21 protein-coding genes are annotated in these 24,360 nt (G+C 65.4%); 14 read left to right on the top strand and 7 right to left on the bottom strand.

Features of this window, described 5'->3' with window-relative positions; genetic code table 11:
* Window positions 1-156 precede the first annotated feature (156 nt).
* The gene (locus ACIPHM_RS14020) at window positions 157-318 is read left to right on the top strand and encodes a hypothetical protein (protein ID WP_400328887.1); all 162 of its coding nucleotides are present in this window, start codon (window positions 157-159) and stop codon (window positions 316-318) included.
* A gap of 74 nt (window positions 319-392) precedes the next feature.
* Here ACIPHM_RS14020 and prpR read toward each other — a convergent pair whose 3' ends face one another.
* Window positions 393-2,402 (bottom strand): propionate catabolism operon regulatory protein PrpR, encoded by a 2,010-nt coding sequence (gene prpR / locus ACIPHM_RS14015; protein WP_400328884.1) that lies wholly within the window; start codon window positions 2,400-2,402, stop codon window positions 393-395.
* Between prpR and ACIPHM_RS14010 the strand changes: the two genes are divergently transcribed.
* The 6 genes from ACIPHM_RS14010 to ACIPHM_RS13985 all read left to right on the top strand — a co-directional run bounded on the left by ACIPHM_RS14010 (window position 2,383) and on the right by ACIPHM_RS13985 (window position 10,288).
* Complete coding sequence (locus ACIPHM_RS14010; RefSeq protein WP_400328881.1) at window positions 2,383-2,679, top strand: hypothetical protein; 297 nt, start codon at window positions 2,383-2,385, stop codon at window positions 2,677-2,679. The two genes, prpR and ACIPHM_RS14010, sit on opposite strands and share 20 nt — an antisense overlap.
* 239 nt (window positions 2,680-2,918) lie before the next feature.
* On the top strand, window positions 2,919-3,809 hold the full coding sequence (prpB, locus tag ACIPHM_RS14005) for a methylisocitrate lyase (RefSeq protein ID WP_400328878.1): 891 nt from the start codon (window positions 2,919-2,921) through the stop codon (window positions 3,807-3,809).
* A gap of 27 nt (window positions 3,810-3,836) precedes the next feature.
* Window positions 3,837-4,988, top strand: coding sequence for a 2-methylcitrate synthase (gene prpC, locus ACIPHM_RS14000; protein ID WP_400328875.1), 1,152 nt, complete (start codon window positions 3,837-3,839; stop codon window positions 4,986-4,988).
* Window positions 4,989-4,991: 3 nt separating this feature from the next.
* Window positions 4,992-7,601 carry a Fe/S-dependent 2-methylisocitrate dehydratase AcnD gene (acnD, locus tag ACIPHM_RS13995; protein ID WP_400328872.1) on the top strand — a complete coding sequence of 870 codons (2,610 nt, stop codon included), beginning with the start codon at window positions 4,992-4,994 and terminating at the stop codon, window positions 7,599-7,601.
* A gap of 11 nt (window positions 7,602-7,612) precedes the next feature.
* Window positions 7,613-8,806 (top strand): 2-methylaconitate cis-trans isomerase PrpF, encoded by a 1,194-nt coding sequence (gene prpF / locus ACIPHM_RS13990; protein ID WP_400328869.1) that lies wholly within the window; start codon window positions 7,613-7,615, stop codon window positions 8,804-8,806.
* A gap of 33 nt (window positions 8,807-8,839) precedes the next feature.
* Complete coding sequence (locus tag ACIPHM_RS13985) at window positions 8,840-10,288, top strand: bifunctional 2-methylcitrate dehydratase/aconitate hydratase (RefSeq protein WP_400328867.1); 1,449 nt, start codon at window positions 8,840-8,842, stop codon at window positions 10,286-10,288.
* Between the two features lie 50 nt (window positions 10,289-10,338).
* Here the strand turns inward: ACIPHM_RS13985 and ACIPHM_RS13980 are convergent, their stop codons facing one another.
* Window positions 10,339-10,701 (bottom strand): hypothetical protein, encoded by a 363-nt coding sequence (locus tag ACIPHM_RS13980; protein ID WP_400328863.1) that lies wholly within the window; start codon window positions 10,699-10,701, stop codon window positions 10,339-10,341.
* 5 nt (window positions 10,702-10,706) lie between these two features.
* Window positions 10,707-11,180 carry an MFS transporter gene (locus ACIPHM_RS13975; RefSeq protein ID WP_400328860.1) on the bottom strand — a complete coding sequence of 158 codons (474 nt, stop codon included), beginning with the start codon at window positions 11,178-11,180 and terminating at the stop codon, window positions 10,707-10,709.
* Window positions 11,181-11,336: 156 nt separating this feature from the next.
* Here ACIPHM_RS13975 and ACIPHM_RS13970 point away from each other — a divergent pair, with 156 nt between their 5' ends.
* Both ACIPHM_RS13970 and ACIPHM_RS13965 read left to right on the top strand, forming a co-directional pair.
* Window positions 11,337-12,242 (top strand): LysR family transcriptional regulator, encoded by a 906-nt coding sequence (locus tag ACIPHM_RS13970; RefSeq protein WP_400328857.1) that lies wholly within the window; start codon window positions 11,337-11,339, stop codon window positions 12,240-12,242.
* A gap of 11 nt (window positions 12,243-12,253) precedes the next feature.
* Complete coding sequence (locus ACIPHM_RS13965; protein WP_400328854.1) at window positions 12,254-13,054, top strand: aminoglycoside phosphotransferase family protein; 801 nt, start codon at window positions 12,254-12,256, stop codon at window positions 13,052-13,054.
* A 34-nt stretch (window positions 13,055-13,088) separates the two neighbouring features.
* Here ACIPHM_RS13965 and ACIPHM_RS13960 read toward each other — a convergent pair whose 3' ends face one another.
* On the bottom strand, window positions 13,089-14,240 hold the full coding sequence (locus tag ACIPHM_RS13960; protein WP_400328851.1) for a glycerate kinase: 1,152 nt from the start codon (window positions 14,238-14,240) through the stop codon (window positions 13,089-13,091).
* 594 nt (window positions 14,241-14,834) lie between these two features.
* Between ACIPHM_RS13960 and ACIPHM_RS13955 the strand changes: the two genes are divergently transcribed.
* From ACIPHM_RS13955 to glpK, 4 genes are all read left to right on the top strand, one after another.
* Window positions 14,835-15,338 (top strand): hypothetical protein, encoded by a 504-nt coding sequence (locus ACIPHM_RS13955; RefSeq protein ID WP_400328848.1) that lies wholly within the window; start codon window positions 14,835-14,837, stop codon window positions 15,336-15,338.
* A 217-nt stretch (window positions 15,339-15,555) separates the two neighbouring features.
* Window positions 15,556-16,398 carry a DeoR/GlpR family DNA-binding transcription regulator gene (locus ACIPHM_RS13950; RefSeq protein WP_400328846.1) on the top strand — a complete coding sequence of 281 codons (843 nt, stop codon included), beginning with the start codon at window positions 15,556-15,558 and terminating at the stop codon, window positions 16,396-16,398.
* Between the two features lie 237 nt (window positions 16,399-16,635).
* Window positions 16,636-18,174: a glycerol-3-phosphate dehydrogenase gene (glpD, locus tag ACIPHM_RS13945; RefSeq protein WP_400329107.1), complete on the top strand. Its 1,539-nt coding sequence runs from the start codon at window positions 16,636-16,638 to the stop codon at window positions 18,172-18,174.
* 47 nt (window positions 18,175-18,221) lie between these two features.
* Window positions 18,222-19,724 (top strand): glycerol kinase GlpK, encoded by a 1,503-nt coding sequence (glpK, locus tag ACIPHM_RS13940; protein ID WP_400328843.1) that lies wholly within the window; start codon window positions 18,222-18,224, stop codon window positions 19,722-19,724.
* Between the two features lie 794 nt (window positions 19,725-20,518).
* On the opposite strand, the gene ACIPHM_RS13935 is transcribed toward glpK, so the two are convergent.
* The gene (locus tag ACIPHM_RS13935) at window positions 20,519-21,223 is read right to left on the bottom strand and encodes a fumarylacetoacetate hydrolase family protein (RefSeq protein ID WP_400328841.1); all 705 of its coding nucleotides are present in this window, start codon (window positions 21,221-21,223) and stop codon (window positions 20,519-20,521) included.
* Between the two features lie 83 nt (window positions 21,224-21,306).
* Entirely contained in the window at window positions 21,307-21,726 is a 420-nt protein-coding gene (locus ACIPHM_RS13930; protein WP_400328838.1) for a VOC family protein, read from the bottom strand.
* A 146-nt stretch (window positions 21,727-21,872) separates the two neighbouring features.
* Between ACIPHM_RS13930 and ACIPHM_RS13925 the strand changes: the two genes are divergently transcribed.
* Window positions 21,873-22,799 carry a LysR family transcriptional regulator gene (locus ACIPHM_RS13925; protein ID WP_400328835.1) on the top strand — a complete coding sequence of 309 codons (927 nt, stop codon included), beginning with the start codon at window positions 21,873-21,875 and terminating at the stop codon, window positions 22,797-22,799.
* On the opposite strand, the gene ACIPHM_RS13920 is transcribed toward ACIPHM_RS13925, so the two are convergent.
* Window positions 22,771-24,354, bottom strand: coding sequence for an efflux transporter outer membrane subunit (locus ACIPHM_RS13920; RefSeq protein WP_400328833.1), 1,584 nt, complete (start codon window positions 24,352-24,354; stop codon window positions 22,771-22,773). The genes ACIPHM_RS13925 and ACIPHM_RS13920 overlap by 29 nt on opposite strands.
* Between the last annotated feature and the right edge of the window lie 6 nt (window positions 24,355-24,360).

Below are 24,360 nucleotides of genomic sequence, written 5' to 3'. Positions count from 1 at the left end.
GATGTTCCATGCGCGTCGCGCGCATGGTCCGCAAGGAATGAAGCACCGGGATTTCGATCCCGGTTTTTTTATGCCTGCGCCGTTCGCTAGTCGCCACGCCGTTTGCCATGCGTTTGACTAGAATGGAACCGTAATTCCTATCGACAGGAGGCTTCCATGTCCATGATCAATGTCTCGATGATGCTGGTGGCGCTGCTCGTCGGCTTCGCGATCGGCATGCTCGTGGATCACTTCTGGGTGACGCATCACGACGAGCCGTCCGAGCACAAGCGGCTGGACTGGCATGAGATGTGGGAGCGCATCCGTCACCAGCACTGATTGGCCCGATTGGGCCAATTGGGCCGGCTTGGCCGGTGCTGATTTCCCCTGCCAGCAGGGCGGTACCGGCCGCTTCAGTCGTTAGTGCGAAGTTTGCGCCAGAGCGTCGAGCGGCTGATGCCGAGCGCTTCGCAGGCCGCGTTGCGATCGCCGCCGCACGCCGCCAGCGTGGCGTGGATGCGCGCAAGTTCTTCGGCCGCCCGGCGTTCGCGTCCCGTGAGCGGGGCGAACGGTGGCGCTTCGACGTCCTTGCCCGCTGCTCCCGTCATTCCCCACCCCAAGTCAGGGATTTTCCGTCCCCCGTTCGTTTTTGAAACATCGAACGCGAACGTCTCCTGCATCGTCCCGAGTTCCGGGGCAATCTCAATCAAGCGTGCCCGGCCGATCTCTCGCGCGTCGACCACGTCGGCGCAGACGACGGCGATGCGCTCCAGCAGATTCTCCAGTTCCCGAACATTCCCCGGCCAGCGATAGGCGGCGAGCAACGGCAGCAGCGACGCCTGCAAGGCATCGACACTCATGCGCGCCCCGGCGCGGGCGAGCGCGCGCTCCAGAAAGAGCGGGGTGAGGCGCGGCAGATCGTCCATGCGCTCGCGTAAGGGCGGCAACACCATGCGCAGAATGTTCAGACGGTAATAAAGGTCTTCGCGAAACACCCCGGCGGCGACTTGCTGACGAAGGTCGCGGTGCGTGGCGGCGATGACGCGCACGTCGCAGGGCACGGGCTCGTTGGCCCCGAGACGTAGGACTTCGCGCTCCTGCAACACCCGCAACAAACGCGTTTGCAGCGGCATCGGCATCTCGCCGATTTCGTCGAGAAAAATGGTGCCGTTGTGCGCCGTCTCGAACAGACCGGCCTTGCCGCCGCGCCGCGCGCCCGAGAATGCGCCGTCTTCGTAACCGAATAGTTCGCTCTCGAGCAGCGTCTCCGGAAACGCGGCGCAATTGATCGCGACGAACGGATAGTCGTGGCGGCGGCTGGCGTTGTGAATGCCCTGCGCCAGCAACTCCTTGCCCGTGCCGCTCTCGCCATGCACGAGCACGGTCGAATCGGTCCGTGCGTAACGCCGCGCGAGGGTGCGAACCTGTGACATCGCGGCCGAATCGCCGATCAGATCGTCCAGACGGTAACGCGCCACGAGATGCCGCGGCCGATGACGCGAGCGCAGCGACCGGTCCACGCGCGCAAACGACTGCGAGTCCTGACAGGTCAGCAACGCCCCGGTCAGCGTGCCCTGATCGAGCAGCGGAATGCGGTTGACGACCCACGTCTTGCCCGCCATCGACACGATCGATTCCAGTTCGGCACTCGCACTCTCCAGCGTGCGGGCGATGTCGAGCGCCGGAGCAATCGCGTCGAGCCGGTGGCCGACGGCATCGGCGACGGGAATGCCGAGCATGCCCGCCATCGACGCATTGATCGCTTCGATGCGCCCGTCCAGATCGACAGCGGCCACGCCTTCGTGCAAATGCCGCAACACCGTATTGAGACGCTCTCGCCGCTGGGCTTCGATGCGCCCCACGCGCGCGACTTCCAGCGCGGTGTCGAACGCCGCGCGCACCGAATCCTGCGAGTAAAGAAAGATGCCGGTGAGCCCGGCACGCTCCGTCAGTTGCGTGACAAGCCCCGGGCCGACGATGGCCTCGATGCCTTCGTCGCGCAGCCGGTGAACGAGATCCTCGGCGTTCTGAGCGTCGACGTAAGTGTGCTGCGCGATGTCGAGATGGAAGGCGCTTTTGAAGCGCTCGAACTCCTGGGCGGGGCGCGCATACGACACCAGTGCGATTCGGGAATCGGGCGAGGAAGACGGCAGCGAGCGCCTTGCGCGGGCCAGTGCGTGCATCACGTCGGACCCCGTCACCTTGACCAGCACCACCGGCAACGCGAGGCGCTCGCGCAGGAAGTCGCCGTGCGAGCCAGCGGCCACGACGCCGTCGACGCTCCCGGCAGGCAGACTCTCCAGCGCGTCGACGAGCGCTTCGTACCCCTTGTCGACGATATGAACGTCGGCCAGCCCGGCGTAGTCCGGCGCAATGTCGCGATACAACTCACCGAGCTTGCTGATGCCGACCGCCCAGATCACCGGTTTTCGCGCGGCGGGCGTTGACCCGGCGCGTGACAAGCCTGCGGCGGTCGCGGGCAGGCGCGGTGGCAAATCTGCGGGCATCGAGTTCGGCATGGCGGGGAGCGTCGGCAAGTGCGCGGCGGCGGTCGCAGGCAGTGAACGTTATCGTATCATGATGAAACCTGAAATTTCATTGATGTATCAAAATGAAACATCGTGCAACAAAACATCCGCAGAAAGCGTTGAATTTCAACTTGACGTAAACGTCACATCAGCGAAGAATTTCCTTCGATAAATGAAGGCGTTAGATGCCCGGAAATCTCCACAGACGCGAAAAGCCGATGGCGGCGCGCGCCGGGGCGCATCGCTGGCACGCGCATTGCTAACGATGTAGCCATAACTATCCGTGACGATGCGTGACTCGCCGTAGCCGATGCATGACGGGCACATATCGGGTGACATACCGCGACTCAACCCGGTGCGCGCAGGTGAGTCAAGAGCACCGCCCGCACCCCACACGACCGAGGGACTCAAGTGACGCAAACCATTCGTTCGGCCGGCGCCGCCTTCCGCGAGGCCGTCAAGACCGAGCAACCGTTGCAGGTTGTCGGCGCGATCAACGCCAACCACGCGCTGCTCGCCAGGGCGGCCGGTTTCAAGGCGATCTATCTGTCGGGCGGCGGTGTGGCCGCCGGCTCGCTCGGCCTGCCCGATCTGGGCATCTCGACGCTCGACGACGTGCTCACCGACGTTCGCCGCATCACGGACGTGTGCGATCTGCCGCTGCTCGTGGACGTCGACACCGGCTTCGGCCCGTCGGCATTCAACATCGCCCGCACGGTGCAGTCGCTCATCAAGTTCGGCGCAGGCGCGATGCACATCGAAGATCAGGTCGGCGCGAAGCGCTGCGGCCATCGTCCGGGCAAGGCCATCGTGAGCCAGCAGGAGATGGTTGACCGTATCAAGGCGGCGGTCGATGCGCGTACCGACGAGAATTTCGTCATCATGGCGCGCACCGATGCGCTCGCCGTCGAAGGGCTTCAGGCCGCCATCGACCGCGCCTGCGCGTGTGTCGAAGCCGGTGCCGACATGATCTTCCCCGAAGCGATGACCGAGCTGCCGATGTACCGCCAGTTCTCCGACGCGGTCAAAGTGCCGGTGCTCGCGAACATTACCGAATTCGGCTCGACGCCGCTGTTTACTGTCGAAGAACTCAAGAGCGCGCAGGTCGGTCTGGTGCTGTACCCGCTCTCCGCGTTCCGTGCCATGAACAAGGCGGCCGAGAACGTCTATCACACGATTCGTCGCGACGGCACTCAAAAGGCGGTGCTCGACACGATGCAAACGCGCGCCGAGCTCTATGAGAGCATCGGCTACCACGCTTACGAACAGAAGCTCGACGCGCTGTTCGCACAACAGAAATAACGAACCCCTGATCCTGGAGGAATGAACATGAGCGAGACGACCGCCACCGGCTTCAAGCCCAAGAAATCCGTCGCCCTGTCGGGTGTGACCGCAGGCAACACGGCCCTGTGTACCGTGGGCCGTTCGGGCAACGATCTGCACTATCGCGGCTACGACATTCTGGATCTGGCGCAGACCTCGGAATTCGAAGAGATCGCCTATCTGCTGGTCTACGGCAAGCTGCCGACGGTAGCCGAACTGCGTGGCTACAAGGCCAAGCTCAAGTCGCTGCGCGGGCTGCCGGCCGCCGTCAAGGACGCGCTCGAAGCCGTGCCCGCCGCCGCTCACCCGATGGACGTGATGCGCACGGGCGTGTCGGTGCTCGGCACCGTGCTGCCGGAGAAGGACGACCACAATATTCCGGGCGCGCGCGACATCGCCGACCGCCTCATGGCCAGCCTCGGCTCGATGCTGCTGTACTGGTATCACTACAGCCAGAATGGCGTGCGCATCGATGTGGAGACGGACGACGATAGCATCGGCGGTCACTTCCTGCACCTGCTGCATGGCGTGAAGCCGTCGGACCTGTGGGTGCGCGCGATGCATACCTCGCTGATCCTGTACGCCGAGCACGAATTCAACGCGTCGACATTTACCGCACGCGTGATCGCGGGCACGGGCTCGGACATCCACTCGGCCATTACCGGCGCCATCGGCGCACTGCGCGGCCCGAAGCACGGCGGGGCCAACGAAGTGGCGTTCGAAGTCCAGAAGCGTTACGACTCGCCGGACGAAGCCGAGGCCGATATCCGTCACCGCGTCGAGAACAAGGAAGTCATCATCGGCTTCGGCCACCCGGTCTACACCGTGAGCGACCCGCGCAACAAGGTCATCAAGGAAGTCGCGCACGAGTTGTCGAAGGCGCAGCAGAACACGGCGATGTACGACATTGCCGAGCGTCTGGAGTCGGTGATGTGGGACGTCAAGAAGATGTTCCCGAACCTCGACTGGTTCAGCGCCGTGAGCTATCACATGATGGGCGTGCCGACCGCGATGTTCACGCCGCTGTTCGTGATCGCGCGCACGTCCGGCTGGAGCGCTCACATCATCGAGCAACGCATCGACAACAAGATCATTCGTCCGAGCGCCAATTACTCCGGTCCGGAAGACCGCCAGTTCGTGCCGATCGAGAAGCGGTAAGACATGAATATCGAATACCGTAAATCCCTGCCCGGGACGTCGCTCGACTATTTCGACGCGCGGGCTGCCGTCGAGGCCATCGCACCGGGCGCTTACGACACGCTGCCGTACACGTCGCGCGTGCTGGCCGAAAACCTGGTGCGCCGCTGCGATCCGGCGGCGCTCACCGACTCGCTCCGGCAACTGATCGAGCGACGTCGCGATCTCGACTTCCCGTGGTTTCCGGCCCGCGTCGTGTGCCACGACATTCTCGGCCAGACCGCGCTGGTCGATCTCGCGGGCTTGCGCGACGCCATCGCCGCACAGGGCGGCGATCCGGCGCTCGTCAATCCGGTGGTGCCAACGCAGCTCGTGGTCGATCACTCGCTGGCGGTGGAGTGCGGCGGCTTCGATCCGGATGCTTTCGCGAAGAACCGCGCCATCGAAGATCGCCGCAACGAAGACCGTTTCGACTTCATCAACTGGACGAAGAAGGCGTTTCGCAATGTCGACGTGATTCCGCCGGGCAACGGCATCCTGCACCAGATCAATCTGGAGCGCATGAGCCCGGTGATTCAGGTGACGCACGGCGTGGCCTATCCCGATACGCTCGTGGGCACCGACTCGCACACGCCGATGGTCGATGCGCTGGGCGTGATCGCCGTGGGTGTGGGCGGTCTGGAAGCGGAGAGCGTGATGCTCGGGCGCGCGTCGTGGATGCGTCTGCCGGATATCGTCGGTGTCGACCTGACGGGCAAGCCGCAGCCGGGCATCACGGCGACCGACATCGTGCTGGCGCTGACCGAGTTCCTGCGCAAGGAAAAGGTGGTGTCCGCCTATCTGGAGTTCTACGGCGAAGGTGCCGCGAACCTCACGCTGGGCGACCGCGCGACGATCTCGAACATGGCCCCCGAGTTCGGTGCCACGGCGGCAATGTTCTACATCGACGCGCAAACGATCAAGTACCTCAAGCTCACCGGCCGCGACGACGCGCTCGTTGCGCTCGTCGAGACCTATGCGAAACAGACCGGCCTGTGGGCCGACGGCCTCGCGAACGCGCAGTACGAACGCGTGCTGACGTTCGATCTGTCGAGTGTGGTGCGCAACATCGCCGGTCCGTCGAACCCGCACAAGCGTGTGCCGACGAGCGAGCTGGCCGCGCGTGGCATCAGCGGCAAGGTCGAGAACGAACCGGGCCTGATGCCTGACGGCGCGGTCATCATCGCGGCGATCACGAGCTGCACGAACACCAATAACCCGCGCAATATGATCGCGGCCGGGCTGTTCGCGCGTAATGCGAATCGCGTGGGCCTCACCCGCAAGCCGTGGGTCAAGAGTTCGCTCGCACCCGGCTCGAAGGCCGTCACGTTGTACCTGGAAGCTGCCGGGCTGCTGCCGGAGCTGGAGACGCTCGGCTTCGGCGTGGTCGCTTATGCCTGCACGTCGTGCAACGGCATGTCGGGCGCGCTCGATCCGGTGATTCAGCAGGAAGTCGTCGAGCGCGATCTTTACGCCACGGCGGTGCTCTCGGGCAACCGCAATTTCGACGGCCGTATCCATCCGTACGCGAAGCAGGCGTTTCTCGCGTCGCCGCCGCTGGTGGTGGCCTATGCCATTGCCGGGACCATCCGCTTCGACATCGAGAAAGATGTGCTGGGCGTCGATGCGAGCGGCAAGCCGGTGAAACTTGCCGACCTGTGGCCGAGCGACGAAGAGATCGACGCGATCATCGCCACCAGCGTCAAACCGGAGCAGTTCCGCCGCGTGTACGAGCCGATGTTCGCGGTATCGAGCGAGCCGGGCGAGCAGGCCGAACCGCTGTACGACTGGCGCGAGATGAGCACCTATATCCGCCGTCCGCCCTATTGGGAAGGCGCGCTCGCGGGCGAGCGCACGCTGCGCGGCATGCGCGCGCTGGCGGTGCTGGGCGACAACATCACGACCGATCACCTCTCGCCGTCCAACGCCATCATGGCCGACAGCGCCGCGGGGGAATACCTCGCGAAGATGGGCCTGCCGGAAGAAGACTTCAACTCGTACGCCACGCACCGCGGCGATCACCTCACGGCGCAGCGCGCCACGTTCGCCAACCCGACGCTCAAGAACGAGATGGTCGTGGTCGACGGGCAGGTCAAGGCCGGATCGCTTGCGCGCATCGAGCCCGAAGGCAAGATCGCGCGCATGTGGGAAGCCATCGAGACGTACATGGCGCGCAAGCAGCCGCTCATCGTGATCGCCGGGGCCGACTACGGTCAGGGTTCGTCGCGTGACTGGGCTGCCAAGGGCGTGCGTCTGGCAGGCACCGAGGCCATCGTCGCCGAAGGGTTCGAGCGCATTCACCGCACCAATCTGGTCGGCATGGGCGTGTTGCCGCTCGAATTCAAGCCGGGCACCAATCGCAAGACGCTCGGGATCGACGGCAGCGAAACGTTCGACGTGATCGGTGAGCGCACGCCGCGCGCCGACCTCACGCTGGTGATCCATCGCCACAAGAAAGACGGGAGTAGCGAGCGCGTGGAAGTGCCGGTGACCTGCCGTCTCGATACGGCCGAAGAGGTATCGATCTACGAGGCGGGCGGGGTGCTTCAGCGCTTCGCGCAGGACTTTCTGGAATCGTCGCAGGCGGCTGCCTGAGGAGAGACGCGATGGCACATCAGCCACAAATTCGCATTCCCGCCACGTATATGCGTGGCGGCACCAGCAAGGGCGTGTTCTTCCGCCTGCAGGATCTGCCCGCCGCCGCCCAGGTGCCGGGCGCCGCGCGCGACGCATTGCTCATGCGTGTGATCGGCAGCCCGGACCCGTACGGCAAGCAGATCGACGGCATGGGCGGGGCCACGTCGAGCACCAGCAAGACGGTCATCGTCGCGAAAAGCGAGCGCCCGGACCACGATGTGGACTATCTCTTCGGGCAAGTCTCGATCGATCAGAAGTTCGTCGACTGGAGCGGCAATTGCGGCAATCTGTCGGCGGCCGTCGGCCCGTTCGCGATCGGCGGCGCGCTGGTGGACCCGGCGCGCGTGCCGCGCGATGGCGTGGCCGTCGTGCGCATCTGGCAGGCCAACATCGGCAAGACGATCGTTGCCCACGTGCCGATGACGAACGGTGCAGTGCAGGAGACGGGGGATTTCGAACTCGACGGCGTGACATTCCCGGCCGCCGAAGTGCAACTCGAATTCCTCGATCCGGCCGCCGAGGAAGACGGTGATGGCGGCGGGGCGATGTTCCCGACCGGCAATCTCGTCGACGACCTCGAAGTGCCCGGCGTGGGCACGTTCAAGGCAACGATGATCAACGCGGGCATTCCCACGATCTTCCTCAACGCCGAAGACATCGGCTACCAGGGCACGGAGTTGCAGGACGCCATCAACAGCGATCCGAAAGCGCTCGCGATGTTCGAGACGATTCGTGCGCACGGCGCCATTCGCATGGGCCTCATCAGGGACGTGTCGGAGGCGGCAACGCGTCAGCACACGCCGAAGGTCGCGTTCGTGGCGAAGCCGGCGGGCTACACGGCGTCGAGCGGCAAGGCGGTGAGCGCTGGCGACATCGATCTGCTCGTTCGTGCGCTGTCGATGGGCAAGCTGCATCACGCCATGATGGGCACCGCGGCGGTGTGCATCGGGGCGGCGGCGTCGATCCCGGGCACGCTCGTGAATCTGGCAGCGGGCGGCGGCGAGCGCAATGCCGTGCGCTTCGGCCATCCGTCGGGCACGCTGCGCGTGGGCGCGCAGGCGCAGGAAGCCGGCGGTGAGTGGACCGTCACCAAAGCCATCATGAGCCGCAGCGCACGCGTGCTGATGGAAGGTTGGGTGCGGATTCCGGGAGACGCGTTCTGAGGCTGCGCCGATTCATCTCACAGGAGGTCGTCGATGTCCGGGAGTCTTTCGAATGTACGTCCCTCGCCCGACAAGGTGCTGACCGACATTGTCGACTACGTCCTCACCTATGAGATCCGCAGCGATCTCGCCTTCGACACCGCGCGCAACTGTCTGATCGACACGCTCGGGTGCGGTTTCGAGGCCTTGTCCTACCCCGCGTGCACCAAATTGCTCGGCCCCCTCGTGCCGGGCACCGTCGTTCCGAACGGGGCGAAAGTGCCTGGCACGCCGTATCAACTCGATCCGGTGCAGGCGGCGTTCAGTCTGGGTGCGATGATTCGCTGGCTCGACTTCAACGACACCTGGCTCGCTGCCGAGTGGGGACATCCGTCGGACAATCTCGGCGGCATTCTGATGACCGCCGACTGGCTCTCGCGCACGGCGGTGGCACAGGCTCAACCGCCGTTGACCATGCGTCACGTGCTGGCCGCGATGATCAAGGCGCATGAGATTCAGGGCTGTCTCGCGCTGGAGAACGCGTTCAATCAGGTCGGACTCGATCACGTCGTGCTGGTCAAGGTCGCCTCGACGGCGGTCGTGGGCGAGATGCTGGGATTGTCGCGCGACGAACTCATCAACGCGCTCTCGCTGGCGTTCGTCGACGGACAGAGTCTGCGCACCTATCGTCACGCGCCCAACACAGGCAGCCGCAAGTCGTGGGCGGCGGGAGACGCGACGAGCCGCGCGGTGCGTCTCGCGCTCATGGCGCGTACCGGCGAGATGGGGTATCCGAGCGTGCTCACGGCCAGGACGTGGGGCTTCTACGACGTGTCGTTCAAGGGCAAGCCGTTCGCATTCCAGCGGCCCTATGGGTCGTATGTGATGGAGAACGTGCTGTTCAAGATCTCCTTCCCGGCGGAATTTCACGCGCAGACGGCGGCTGAAGCCGCGATGACGCTGCATCGTCAGTTGCAGGCGATGGGGCGCAGTGCGCAGGACATCCGCTCGGTGAAGATCCGCACGCACGCGGCGGCGATTCGCATCATCGACAAGCAGGGGCCGCTGGCCAACCCGGCCGATCGCGATCACTGCATTCAGTACATGGTGGCGGTGCCGTTGCTGTTCGGGCGGTTGACGGCCGCCGACTATGAAGACGCTGTGGCGGCCGATCCCCGTATCGATGCACTGCGCGCGACGATGGTGTGCGAGGAAGATCCGCAGTTCACGCGCGACTATTACGACCCGGACAAGCGTTCGATTGCTAACGGGCTCACCGTCACTCTGATCGACGGCACGACGCTCGACGAAGTGCTCGTCGAATATCCGATCGGGCACAAGCGTCGTCGCGCCGAGGGCATTCCTTTGCTCGTGGAGAAATTCAGGACCAATCTCGCCCGTTGTTTCGCGCCCCGCGCGCAATCGCGCATTCTCGACGTGGCGCTCGATCAGCAACGCCTTGAGGCCATGCCTGTGCACCAGTTCGTCGATCTGATGGTGTGACGTCTCGTGCAGGCACCCGGCGCGAATCGCTGCACAGGGTGCCCGCGTCATTAAACCGCGCGGCCTGCGCCGGGCGCCGCAGCGTCGCTGCGCACCGATCCCAGCCAATGAAGCGCCGAGGCAAGCAGTCCGAGCGCGATGCCGAAGCCCGCGATGCCGGACCATCCGAACCGGGCCATCAGCCAGCCGCTCACCGTGGCGCCCACGGCACCGCCGAAGAACGTCGCCGTCATGTAGAGGCTGTTGATCCGGCCCTGAGCCTTGGGGGCGACGGCGAAGGCGCGCGTCTGGTTGGACACCAGCCCGGACTGCACGCCGACGTCGAGCACGATCACGCCGACTACCAGCAACGCGAGCGACGTGTTCGCGCCGCCCAGCAGCACGTAGGCCAGGGTGACGATGGCGATGCTCACGCCGATCACGCCGCGCGGCCCGAGCTTGTCGGTGGCGCGTCCGCCGAACGAGGCAGCGACATGACGGCAGCGAACGGCACCAACTGTTGCGGCACGCAGCACACCGCCCCCAGACCGAAGGACGCGGCGATCAACGCCCAGATGCCCGGCGCAAACGCGGCGGCAACGGCGAACACGAACGCCAGCGCGATCTGCGCGAGCACGAGCTTGCGGCGGTCGTAACGGTCGCCAAGCGGCAGCAACAACGCGAGGCCCGCGGAGAAGCCCAGTAGCGCGGCAGCGGCCACGAGGTCTACGGTCCCGAGGTCGACGTGAAGCCCGGCGGCGATCAACGGCAGAATTGGTTGCGTGCAGTAGATGTTGGTGACGACCGCCCCGGCGATGATCGCCATCATGACGATCTTGCTGCGCGAGGCGATCTGGGGCGCCGCTTGCGATGACGGGGCCGGCGTTGCGGATGGGGTGTTGGGTGGGCGCACGACGCACTCCTGTAATGACGGTAACGGGACGTGGAAACCGCTCGCACCATGGCGCGCTGACGGGGCTCCACGCTCAGTGATGGACGTTACGCAGTTGCGTTCACGTAGAGAATCCGTCAAGATCAGGAGTCATCTTTCCAAAATTTGGTAGAGTTCATGAATCGCCTCGAATCCATGTCCATCCTCATTGCCGTGGTCGATGCGGGCAGTCTGTCGGCGGCGGCGCGCCAGCTCGGGATGCCGCTGGCAACGGTCAGTCGCAAGGTGGGCGAGCTCGAAGCACATCTGAAAACGCGGCTGCTTCATCGGACCACGCGTCAGTTGTCGCTGACGGACGCCGGAGGTGCCTACGTGGCGGCGTGCCGACGGATTCTTGAAGACATCGGCGAGGCCGAGCGCACGGCCACGGGGGAATATGCAACGCCGAAAGGGGAACTGGTGCTCACGGCGCCCGTGGTGTTCGGGCGTTTGCATGTGTTGCCGGTGGTCGCGCAATTTCTCGCGCAGTATCCGGAAATCGACATCAGCCTCAAGCTGACGGACCGCGTGGTGCATTTGATGGACGAGCATGCGGATGTCGCCCTGCGCATTGGCGACTTGCCGGACAGCACGCTGGTGGCGACGGGCATCGGTACGGTACGCCGTGTTATTTGCGCAAGTCCCGGCTATCTCTCGACGCATGGCGTGCCGCGCAAACCGCGCGATCTTGCCGGTCACGCGTGCATCACGTTCGAAGTGCTGGCGTCGCGGCGGGCGTGGGAGTTCGGCGCGGGGCGCACCGGACAATCGGTGCCCATCCGTTCGCAACTGGCAGTGAATACGGCCGAGGCTGCGATTTCGGCGGCGGTGCTGGGCGTGGGTTTCGTGCGCGTGCTGTCGTATCAGGTGGCGCAGGCGTTGCACGACGACACCCTGCGAGTGGTGCTCGATGACTTCGAAGCGGCCCCGTTGCCCGTCAGCCTGGTGCATAAGGGCCAGACGCCGTTGCCGCTGAAGCTGCGTGCATTTCTGGATTTCGCTACGCCACGTCTGCGGGCGCGGATCGCGCCCGGTGCTCGCTGATGGAACCCGACGTGTTCGAACCTTACCTCCGGCGATGGGGGCTGGCGCCCGACGGGGAGCCGTTTACTTCCCTTAGCGGCCATCTCTTGCCGGTGCGTCAGGCAGGCACGCCTGCCATTCTCAAGATCTCGTACGAACCCGAGGAAATCGCGGGTGCTCAGGTCATGGTGTGGTGGAATGGCGACGGCGCAGCGCCGGTGCTCGCGCATGAGGGCGAAGCGTTGCTGATGGTGCGGGCGGAGGGCTCGAGGTCGCTCACCGAAATGGTCACAGCGGGACGTGACGACGACGCGACGCGCATTCTCTGCACGACGGCCGCGCATTTGCATCGGCCACGCGCCGAGGCGAGACCGCCCCTCGTGCCGCTGGAGCGATGGTTCGGCGCACTGCTAGCGGTTCCGTCGAGTGAGTCGTCGGTACTGGCCCGCAGCGCGGATGCCGCGCGTGCGTTGTTGGGCGCACCACGCGACGAGGTCGTGCTGCACGGTGACATTCACCATGCCAACGTGCTGGATTTCGGCAAAAGAGGGTGGCTCGCCATCGATCCCAAAGGGCTCCATGGCGAACGCGGTTTCGACTACGCAAATCTCTTCTGTAATCCGGATGGAGACACGGCACTCGCGCCCGGCGTCTTTGCGCGGCGCGTCGAGATCGTGACGCGCGCTGCCGCGATCGACGCTCAGCGGCTGTTGCTGTGGGTGCTGGCGTGGGCGGGGTTGTCGGCCGTCTGGCGCCGAGAAGACGGCGACGATGCCCGGCGCACGCTAGACGTGGCGCGATTGGCGGGCGCTGCGCTTGGCATCGTCGAATGACGCAATGAAGGGATGACGCGGTGACGCGTAAGGCTCAGCCCTTATGCGTATAACGCAGACGCGCCATTTGTTCCGCGCTGTCGGCCAGCAGGCCGGCGGCGTCGGCGATGGCCTTCTCCAGTGTGGTCGGGCCGAACGTTAGCGAGAAGCATCCCGAGAACACGCGCGAGAGGCTATCCAGTGCGCTGCGATCGATGGCGCCCGAGAGCAGGGACGCTGTCGCGCCCGCCTTGAGGGCCACTTGTGCCGCGATCATGGGAGTCTTGCCGGAGAGCGTCTGCGCGTCGCTGCGACCTTCGCCGGTGATGAGCCAGTCGGCGCCTTCCACCGCTTGCGCCAAGCCCACGCGCTCGGCCACCACTTCCGCCCCCGAGCGGAACTGCGCGCCCAGCAGATGCAGCGCGAAGCCCAGACCGCCCGCAGCTCCCGCACCGGCACGGCTCGCCGCTTCGTTGGCGTTGAACGCGCGGTGCGCGTGTCCGGCGAAGTGGGCGATAGCGCGGTCGAGCGGTTCGACCTGCGCGTCGCTCACCCCCTTTTGCGGTCCGAATATCGCCGTTGCCCCTTGCGCGCCGTTCAGCGGATTGTTCACATCCGACATCGCAATCAGCTCGCAGTCTTTCAAGCGGCCGTCGAGCCCGTTCAGGTCGATCGATGCCACACGATGCAGCGCAGCCGGCACCGGCTGTACCACTTCACCGGCCTCATCGAGCAAACGGGCGCCGAGGCCGACGAGCAGACCCGCGCCGCCGTCGTTCGTGCTGCTGCCCCCCAGACCGATGAGCACGCGACGCGCTCCGGTGTCGAGCAGCGCGCGCAGCAGTTCGCCCAGGCCCACCGTCGAGCGTTGCGCCACCGGCGTCTGCATGCCCACCGGATCGGTAATGCTCACCACGTTAGCGCTTTCCAGCACGCCCGTGCCGTCGGGCATGACACCGTACTCGGCCATGACCGAGGCGTTGCCCGCACCGCGTACCGACAGCGGCACGCGCCGTCCGCCGGCGGAAAGCAGGGCGTCGAGCGTGCCTTCGCCCCCGTCGGCCATCGGACGCAGGCGCAGATCGGCCTGCGGCAGTACGCGCGTGATGCCGGAGGCGATGGCGTGCGCCACTTCCGGGGCACTCAACGAACCTTTGAACGAGTCGGGAGCGATGACGATGATCGGGGCTTGCGCATTGCTGGACATGGAAATCGGGACAGTCGCAAAAAGAGGTTGGCAGGATTCACGTGCGCCAGGTGTGTCTATCGGCCCGCGTCTTGTTATCGCTTATGGCGTACCGGCAGGACGGTGAGTCCGAGGCCCGGCGGGCGGGTCGCACGCTGGCTCGCCGTGGGTCGTGGGCGAGGCGGCGCGGCGCAGTGTGACAGAAACCAGCAATATACGCGATTCGGGCCAGCGCGCATTGCGTGAATTGCCATGCTATGAATAACACGAGTAAGATGAGCGCCAACTGGCGGTACGTCGCCCGATAGGCCGCATGGCCCGCGAATTGGCGCGCAGGATATGCGTGGGCGCGTACGAATATGACCAGTGCAGTGCGTCGGCTGTCATGCATCGACAATCGATCGTCGGGCAACAGTCAGACAGCAGTCACGCAAGACCAACGAACTAAATTCGGCGCGAGTGGCAGCCAGGCACGGATGCAGCAAGACATCGCGTGGCCGCCAGACTTCCGGTGCCGTGACCAGATACCCGCTGTCGTCGTCCCCATGCCCGTCTGCTGCGGCAGACGCCGGACGTGGCGCGTGCGGCAGCGATTTGCAAGTGTGGAGCGGGGTAATGAATCGGGGCATCCATAAGAATTCCGACGCGCCGTGCGCAGCGCCGCGCGGGGCTACGCGAGCGGTCGCCGCCGCGAGCCTGACGCTGGCCTTGCTGCTGGCCGCATGTGCGCAGACGCCACCCGTCGTCGCGGCAGACGATCCGCCCGTGGGCAGCGTCGCCGACGTGGCGCCGGAAAATGTAAAAGTCGAGACGTTGCCCGCCTATCGCGACACGATCGATGACGCTCGCGGCAACGGTGCCGTCTGGCAGGGGGCGTCGAAAAAGGCGTTCGCGCGGGTGAGCACCTGCACGGCGCGGCTTTGGAAGAAGCAACTGCCTTATGCGCGCTTGCAACGGGTGAAGGCCGGCACGGGCCAGACGCTTGAACTCTCCTCGAAAGACGACGGCATTCTCGCCATCCTCGATCTCGCGCCGCGCAAGCCGGGGAGCGAGGGCTCGCTCTATCTCGGCGCTACCGGCCCGCAGTCATTGGCCGACGCCGTGCGTCAGTGCCTCTGAGCGTCGGCGTATTCGCAGCACGCCCATCACAGTCGCCAACACGCAGAGTGGCCTGACCGGGACTGACGGCTGATTATTCACGGCGCGCGCGACGGCCGGGCTGCACGTGGCCGGCGTCATGCTGGTGTCACGGCGGCGTCATACAACGGCGGGGTATCATGACGGCGAACGCGCGTCCGGCCGGGCCGCGCGATGGCTTTTACCTGCGTGCGTGCCGATGTCCAATACCGAATCCGTCGAATCCAGAGAATCCGTCGATGTCTCCGAAGGCCTGATCGCCACCGCTGACACCGGACAAGCCTCGCTGAACCCGCGTCAGCAGGCGCTTTTTGACGCCGTTCGCCGCGACGGCTTTTTGACCGTCGACGAACTCGCCGCGCGCTTCGACGTCACGCCGCAAACGATCCGGCGAGACATCAACTTCCTGGCCGAGCACAAACGGGTGCGACGCTATCACGGCGGCGTCGGGCTGCCGGGCGGGGCAGAGAACGACGCCTACGATGCCCGCCAGACGCAACTCGCCGACGAAAAGCGCCGCATTGCCGTGCGTCTGGCCGAGCAAATCCCCGATCACGCCTCGTTGTTCATCAATCTGGGCACCACGACCGAAGCCGTGGCGCGGGCGTTGTCGCGCCACCGGGGCTTGCGCGTCATCACCAACAATCTGCATGTGGCCGCGATGATGAGCAGCTATGCCGACGCCGAAGTCATCATCACCGGTGGCGTTGTGCGCGCACGCGATCAGGGCGTGACCGGCGAGGCTACGCTCGATTTCATCCGTCAGTTCAAGGTGGACTTCGGCATCGTTGGCATCTCCGCGATCGACGCCGACGGCACGTTGCGCGACTTCGACTACCGCGAAGTCCGGGTGGCCGAAGCCATCATCGCGCAGTCCCGCACGGTGTTTCTGGCCGCAGATCACAGCAAATTCGGACGTCCGGCGCTCGTGCGCCTGGGACACCTCTCGCAAGTCGACGCCCTGTTTACCGACCGTCCGGTGCCCGCCGGCATGGCAGACGTGATCGCCGAGGCCGGCACGCTGGTGCACGTGGCGGACTGACGCAGACGAGGCAGGGCAGCGGCGCAAGCGCGAATTCGCACATCAGAGCGATGAAATGCTCGAATCCGAAACGCGTGATATTCAATATGTTAGAATTCGAAGCGAAATGTTCGAAAAAGAACATTTTTGCCATTCGAAACGACCTTCCCCGAACTTTTCGAACTTTCCCCTGATCTGGCCCCCATCATCGGAAGTGACGACGTGCAGACATCCACTCAATCGCTATCGGACAACGGACTGACAGCCGCCGCGGCTTCGGTTTCCTCGGCGCCCGCAGCGCCCTATGACCTCCTGGTCGTTGGCGGCGGCATCAACGGCACGGGCATTGCGCGCGACGCCGCCGGTCGCGGGCTGCGCGTGCTGCTCGTCGAGCAGGACGATCTGGCGTCGCACACGTCGTCGGCAAGCACCAAGCTGATTCACGGCGGTCTGCGTTACCTCGAGTACTACGAGTTCGGGCTGGTGCGCAAAGCGTTGCAGGAGCGTGAAGTGCTGTTGCGCGCCGCGCCGCACATTATGTGGCCGCTGCGTTTCGTGATGCCGCACATGCCGAATCTGCGTCCGGCGTGGATGATTCGCGCGGGGCTGTTCCTCTACGATCACCTCGCGCGTCGTGAAATCCTGCCCGGCTCGCGCGGCATCGATCTGCGTCAGCATCCGGCCGGTGCGCCGCTGCGACGCGATCTGACGCGCGGCTTCGTCTATTCGGACGGCTGGGTGCAGGACGCGCGTCTGGTCGTGCTCAACGCGCAGGACGCCGCCGAGCGCGGCGCCACGGTGCTCACCCGCACGCGTCTCGTGGGCGCCGAGCGCGGCGAGCACTCGTGGACGGCGCAACTCGAAGGCGTGGACGGCACGCATCAGACCGTGCGCGCGCGCGCCATCGTGAACGCGGCGGGACCGTGGGTCGGCCATCTGCTGGGCGACGTGTTGCATCAGAACGCAACGCATCGCATTCGTAACGTCAAGGGCAGCCACATCGTTACGCGCAAGCGCTTCGATCACGATCACGCCTACATCTTTCAGAATCCCGACAAGCGCATCATCTTCGCGATTCCGTACGAGCGCGATTTCACGCTGATCGGTACGACCGACATCGAATACCACGGCGATCCCGCGAAAGTCGCGATCAACGACGACGAGATCGCGTACCTCTGCAAGTCGGCCAGCGAATACTTCACCAAGCCGATTACGCCTGCCGACGTGGTATGGACATACGCGGGCGTGCGTCCGTTGATGGAAGAGGACGTCTCGAACCCGTCGGCCGTCACACGCGACTACAAGCTCGAACTCGACGCGCCCGGCACGCGCGCACCGCTGCTCTCGGTGTTCGGTGGCAAGATCACGACGTACCGTCGTCTGGCGGAAGAAGCGATGTCGCACCTGCACGGACCGCTGGGCTTCACGCACGGCGACTGGACGGCGGGCGCGCCGCTGCCCGGTGGCGATATGCCCGAGCCGGATGCCAAGGCGTTCGAGGCGTCGCTGCGCGCCCAGATGCCGTGGCTGCCGCCATCGCTCGCGCATCGATATGCGCATACCTACGGCACGCGCACGCATGTGCTTGCCGGCGACGCGAATTCGCTCGACGGTCTCGGCCGGCGCATTTGCGGCGATCTCTACGAAGCCGAACTGCGTTATCTGGTGCAATACGAATGGGCGCGCACGGCACAGGACGTGTTGTGGCGTCGTACCAAACTGGGCTTGCACGTCGGCCGCGAGGGCGAGGCGAGCGTGGAGCAGTGGTTTGCGCAACACCTCGAAATGGCCGCCTGAGCGCCACGAGAAACCAAAACAGCGCAAGCATCAAGGAGACGAAGGCAATGGCAGCAGGCGCGTACATTCTCGCGTTCGATCAGGGCACGACCAGTTCGCGAGCGTTGCTGTTCGATCGTGACGGCCAGGTCGTGTCGAGCGCACAGAAAGAGTTTCGTCAGATTTACCCGCACCCGGGCTGGGTCGAGCACGATCCGCGTGAGATCTGGGCAACGCAGGCCGGTGTTGCCGCCGAAGCCCTGACCCACGCGGGGGCCGGTGGCAGCGACCTCGCCGCCATCGGCATCACGAACCAGCGCGAGACGACCATTGTCTGGGATCGTCGCACGGGCGAACCGGTGTACAACGCCATCGTCTGGCAGGATCGCCGCACGGCCGACTTCTGCGACCGGCTGCGTGAGCAAGGCAAGGAAGCGCTCGTTGCGAGCCGCACCGGACTTCGCATCGATTCCTACTTCTCGGGTAGCAAGATCCGCTGGATTCTCGATCACGTCGACGGGGCGCGCGAGGCGGCGCAAGCCGGGCATCTCGCGTTCGGCACCGTCGATAGCTGGCTCGTGTGGCATCTCACAGGCGGCAAGCTGCATGTGACCGATGTGTCGAACGCATCGCGCACCATGCTCTTCAACATCCACTCGCTCGAATGGGACGACGAACTGCTCGCCCTGCTTGACGTGCCGCGCAGCATGCTGCCGCAGGTGCGCTCGTCGAGCGAAGTCTATGGTCACACGAGCACGCCGCTGTTCTCCGCGCCGGTGCCGATTGCGGGCATCGCGGGCGATCAGCAGGCCGCGCTGTTCGGTCAGATGTGTCTCTCGCCGGGCATGGTGAAGAACACCTACGGCACCGGTTGCTTCATGGTGATGAACACCGGCGACAAGCCGCAGGCGTCGAGCCACAACCTGCTCACCACCGTTGCGTGGAAGATCGGCAATCGTGTCGACTACGCGCTCGAAGGCAGTATCTTCATCGGCGGCGCGGTCGTGCAATGGTTGCGCGACGGGCTGGGCATCATTCGTCATTCGCGTGACGTCGAGGCGCTCGCCACCAGCGTGCCCGATGCCGACGGCGTCGTGCTCGTGCCGGCCTTCGCCGGGCTCGGCGCGCCGCATTGGCAGCCGCGCGCACGCGGCACGCTGTTCGGCGCCACGCGTGGCACGACGGCGGCGCACGTTGCGCGTGCCGCACTCGACAGCATTGCTTTCCAGACACTCGACGTGCTGCGCGCCATGGAAGCCGACGCCAGTCTGCATGTCTCGGAGTTGCGTGTGGACGGCGGGGCGGCGGCCAACGATCTGCTGATGCAATGGCAGGCGGATTTGCTCGGAGCGGATGTCGTGCGTCCCAAGGTGATCGAGACGACGGCCGCCGGCGCCGCGTATCTCGCGGGGCTGGCCGTCGGGTACTGGCCGGACATCGACACCTTGCAGCGTCAGTGGCAGTTGCAGCATCGCTTCTCGCGCAAGCTCTCCGAGAGCGATGTCAGCCGCGCGGTCGGCGGCTGGCAGCGAGCGGTGCGCGCGGCGAAGTTCTGGGCCGAAGAGCGCTGACGAAGGCGGATCTGTGGATGACCGCTGGCGCCACCTGACGAGGGTTGGCGCCTCAGCGCAGCGCTCTCCCGGGCGCCACGTGGCGGCGATCTCCGGCGGCGTCGTGCCGCCGATGCCGCCAACTCGCACACCGCTCGCGCGGATGCCGGCGGGCCGACTTCGAAGGGCTCGCCGGAGCGAGCGACCTCACGCAGGGACTCAGGGCGCAAGGCCCGGTGCGGCGCATTTGCATGATCCTCTCCCTGAAGATTTCCCATCGTCAGACCGGTGCCGGTCACGGGTGCAAATCCGTCCGCGCCCGGGGCGCTCCCGGCGAGGGATAGGCATCGGGCGTGCCGGGGCCATGTGGCGTGCATGGCGTGATTCCCGAGGCGGTCGGCCTGGCGAAGAGACTTCCCCGGGCGCGGACGGCTTGCACCTTACCTGATGCGAGAAGCGTGCCAAGACCCGCAACCTATTGAATCGACAAGGAAGTTCAGTATTTGAAACGGGGATTTTGCCGCTGTGCAGCGAAAAACGTTTCAGGAATGAAATTACGGGGAGTGCGGGAGAGGGCGCGGTGAAGCAAACGCGGGGGTAAACGCGGGGTAAACATGACACAGGGCAACGCGCGCGGCGCACCGTCGGAAGACAAATGCGCCGCGCAGTGACGGCAAATTAGGCAAGGCACTTCACACCCAATGCCAGCGGGCGATTGCGGCGCTGACCGGGGACTTATGCAAAGGGTTATCAACAGTTACTGTGGATATCCTTGCCGTCGAACCCCCGCTTGACGGAGGTCGAACGTCCGGCGCTCAGGCTGCCGGTTTCGTGCCGACGGTGAAGGCGATTTCGCCGACACCGGCGACACCGGCGCTCACCTTGTCGCCGGGTTCGAGCGGACCGACACCTGCGGGCGTGCCGGTGAAGATCAGGTCGCCCGCCGCCAGCTTGACGCTGCGCGAGATCTCGGCGATCAGGTCGGGCACCGACCAGATCAGTTCGTTGAGATCGCCGGTCTGACGGTTCTCACCGTTCACGTCGAGCCATACGCGGCCTTCGCTCGGATGACCAACGTCTGCCACGGTGTGCAGCGGGCCGCACGGTGCCGAGGCGTCGAACGCCTTGCCCCAGTCCCACGGACGGCGCGTGTCCTTCGCCTGCTGTTGCAGGTCGCGACGCGTCAGATCCACGCCCACGCCATAGCCCCAGACCAGCGAGAGTGCATCGCCGGCATCGACGTTCTCGCCGTCGGCGCCGATGGCCACGACCAGCTCGATTTCGTGATGCAGCTCGTTCGTGAGCGGCGGGTAGGGCAGCGTGCCCTCGGCGGCAACGACAGCGTCGGCCGGCTTCATGAAGAAGAACGGCGGTTCACGATCCGGATTGCTGCCCATTTCGCGGGCGTGTGCAGCGTAGTTACGGCCGACGCAAAACACGCGACGCACGGGGAAGCGGGCATCGCTGCCAGCAACGGCGACCGACGCCTGGGGCGGGGCCGAAATAACGAATTGGCTCATGAGAAGACTCTCGACTGATGTGAGACGAATACCTACAACAAACACAAACAGACGCCGCCCAACGGCGACGCCATGAATTCCGCTTACTTGGCGAAGACCTGCGACATATCCGCGAACGCCTTGAACTCCAGCGCATTACCCGACGGATCGTAGAAAAACAGCGTTGCCTGCTCACCGACCTGCCCGGCGAAGCGAATATGCGGCTCGATCACGAAACGCGTGCCTGCGGCGCGCAGACGCTCGGCCAAGGCATGCCACGCGGGCATGTCAAGAATAACGCCGAAATGCGGAACGGGAACGTCGTCGCCGTCGACCGGGTTCGTGATGCGCTTGCCTGCCTCATCGGGCGAGAGGTGCGCGACCAGTTGATGGCCGAAGAAATCGAAGTCGATCCAGTGGTCCGAGCTACGGCCTTCGGCACAGCCCATCACGCTGCCATAGAAATGGCGGGCCGCGTCGAGATCGTGGACGGGAAAGGCGAGGTGAAAGAGCGGCGTGGCCATAGTCGTCTGCGAAGCAACGTGGGGTTGAATGAGATTTGTGCATCGGTGCGCACCAACGAACGCGTCGACTTGGGGTAAATTCTATCCATCGATAAAAATAATCAGAAACGAATAATTCGACCGCTCAGCCACGAAATTTTCGATCTATGATCCGCTACCTGAAAACCTTCGTCACGGCAGCCGAAACCGCGTCGTTCTCGGCCGCTGGTGCGCGTCTCGGACTGACGCAGTCGGCCGTCAGCGCGCAGATCCAGCGTCTCGAAGACGACCTCGGCGTGCAACTCTTCGAGCGCACCGGGCGTGCGGTGTCGCTGTCCGACGACGGGCGGCGTTTGCTCGCACAGGCGCAAGGGGTGATCGCGGGCTATCAGGCCATGCGCGGGGAGGCGGGCGCGTTTGGCGCCCAGGCGGCGCTCGCGCCCATCCACGTCGGCGCGATCCTCACGGTGCAGCTCGGGCTGCTACCGGGGGCGGTGCAACGCTGGACATCGCTCGGCGCGATGCCGCATCTGGATATCGTGCCGGGCATGTCGGTGCAGTTGCTCGCGCAGCTCGACGCCAAAGAACTCGATCTGGCAGTGATGATCCGTCCGCGCATTGGTGTGCCGGCCGACATGAAGTGGCTCACGCTCATGGAAGAGCCCTATGTGGCCATCGCGCCCAAAGGGACTCGCGGGACCGTGGCCGACTGGGCGACGGCGCTGCCGTTCGTGCGCTACAACCGGCGCTCGTATGGCGGCGATCTTGTCGAACGCTACTTGCGCCGCCACCGCCTCTGGGTGCGTGAGGGTATCGAGCTCGACGAGCCCGAAGTCATCCTGCGCATGGTGCGCGCACGCCTGGGCTGGTCCATCGTGCCGGCCACGCTCATCGGTTTGCCGGTCGACGGGGGCGTGGCGTCCGCGTCCGCCAAATCCGCCAGGGGCAGCGCGCCGGGGGTTCAGGTGCTGCCGCTCTCGGGCGTCCCCCTGATGCGCGAGATCGGCGTGCTGGTGCGTCAGTCGGCGCTAAAGCGCGCGCCCGTGGCGACGTTGATGAAATGCCTCACGGAAGAGGCGCAGTCGCGGGGCTAGGCGCGGGACTCGGGGCGGGGCCGGACGCAGGCGCGGTGCTCGCCCCATCGGCTGATGTCGTCACCGTCGCCCCGCCCAACGCTTGCCATAGCGCAGCGGTGTCTGCGAGCCGGGTGCCTTGGGCGTCGAGTTGGGCGCGGGTGGCGTCGAGCGCCTGACGTTGCGCGTCGAGCAGCGCAAGGTGGCTGATACCGCCCGCCCGATAACGTGCGTTTGCGATCCGGTAGGCGCTCTCGGCGCGCTGTGCGGCGTTGGTGCGGGCGACAAGGGTGGTGGCGTCGGCATCGAGTGCGCGCATGGCGTCGGCTACTTGCGCGAGCCCGAGCAGCACGGTGTCCTGATACGACGCCAGCGCAGCGTCGTAGGCCGCGATGGCCGAGCGGCGTTGTGCGCGCAACTCGCCGCCACGAAACAGCGGTTGCAGCAGATTCATGCCGATGTTCCAGATGTTGACGCCCTCGCCGAGATCGGCCGTGCGCATGCGCTGCGTGCCGAAGCTGCCCGACAGGGTGAATTGCGGGTACAGATTGGCCGTTGCCACGCCGATGTCCGCACTGGCCTTGTGCAGCATCGCCTCCGACGCGCGAATGTCCGGCCGTCGTTTGGCCAGCGTGGAGGGCAGCGAGACCGGCACCGTCTGTGGCAATTGCAGCGTCGCAAGATCGATCGCCGGGGGGGTGAACGCACCGGGCGCCTGTCCGACCCAGCGCGCCAACTGATGATCGTATTGTGCGATCTGCGCGCGCAACGCAGGTAACTGCGCTTCGGTTTGCGCAACGAGAGCCGCCTGATTCTCGACGTCGAGTGTCGCCACACCGCCCGCGCGTTCGCGTGAGCGCGTGATGTCGAGTTGCACGCGTTGTGTCGTCAGCATGCCTTCGAGCGCGGCGAGTTGGGCACGAGCGCTGGCCTGCCGCACGGCGGTCGTCACCACGTTGCCGGCCAGCGAGAGCCGCGCGGCCTCCAGCTCGAAGCGTTGATAGTCGATTTGTGCGGCGAGCCCTTCGAGGGCACGACGACTGCCGCCGAAGACGTCCAGCGTGTAGGAGATATCGACGCTCGCGTTGTACAGCGTGAACGGCCCGGGATTCGGCACGCTGGTGATGCCGAACGATGCAAGATCGACCTGTTCGCGTGTGCCCGAGAGTTTCAGGTCGGCCGAGGGGAGCAAGCGAGCGCCCGCCTGTGCCCGATAGTCCTCCTGCGCCTGACGCAATTTCGCTTCGGCCTGTCGCAACGTGGGGCTGTCCGCCAGCGCCTGATCGACGAGCTTGTTCAACGCCACCGAGCCGAAGCGAGTCCACCACGCCGCCGGCACGTCGGCATCGGTTACGAACGCTTGCGGCGCGCCTTGGGGCGTCTGCGTCCCAGTCCCCGTCGCCAATGTCCCCGCAGTCATGGACGGCTGCGGGGCGCTCGTGTACCGGTCGACGGCAAGCACATCGGGCGTGCGGAAATCGGGGCCGACGGCGCACGCCGACAGAGCGCCTGCCAGTCCTGTCGTGAGGATCAGCGAGAGCGGAGGCAGGCGTCGTGATGGGCGGGCGGCTCGCATGATGGC

The organism is Pandoraea sp. NPDC087047, from assembly GCF_044745225.1.
Lineage (GTDB): Bacteria > Pseudomonadota > Gammaproteobacteria > Burkholderiales > Burkholderiaceae > Pandoraea.
The sequence above is the reverse complement of the archived record's forward strand: the minus strand, read 5'-3'. Positions and strand labels throughout refer to the sequence as shown.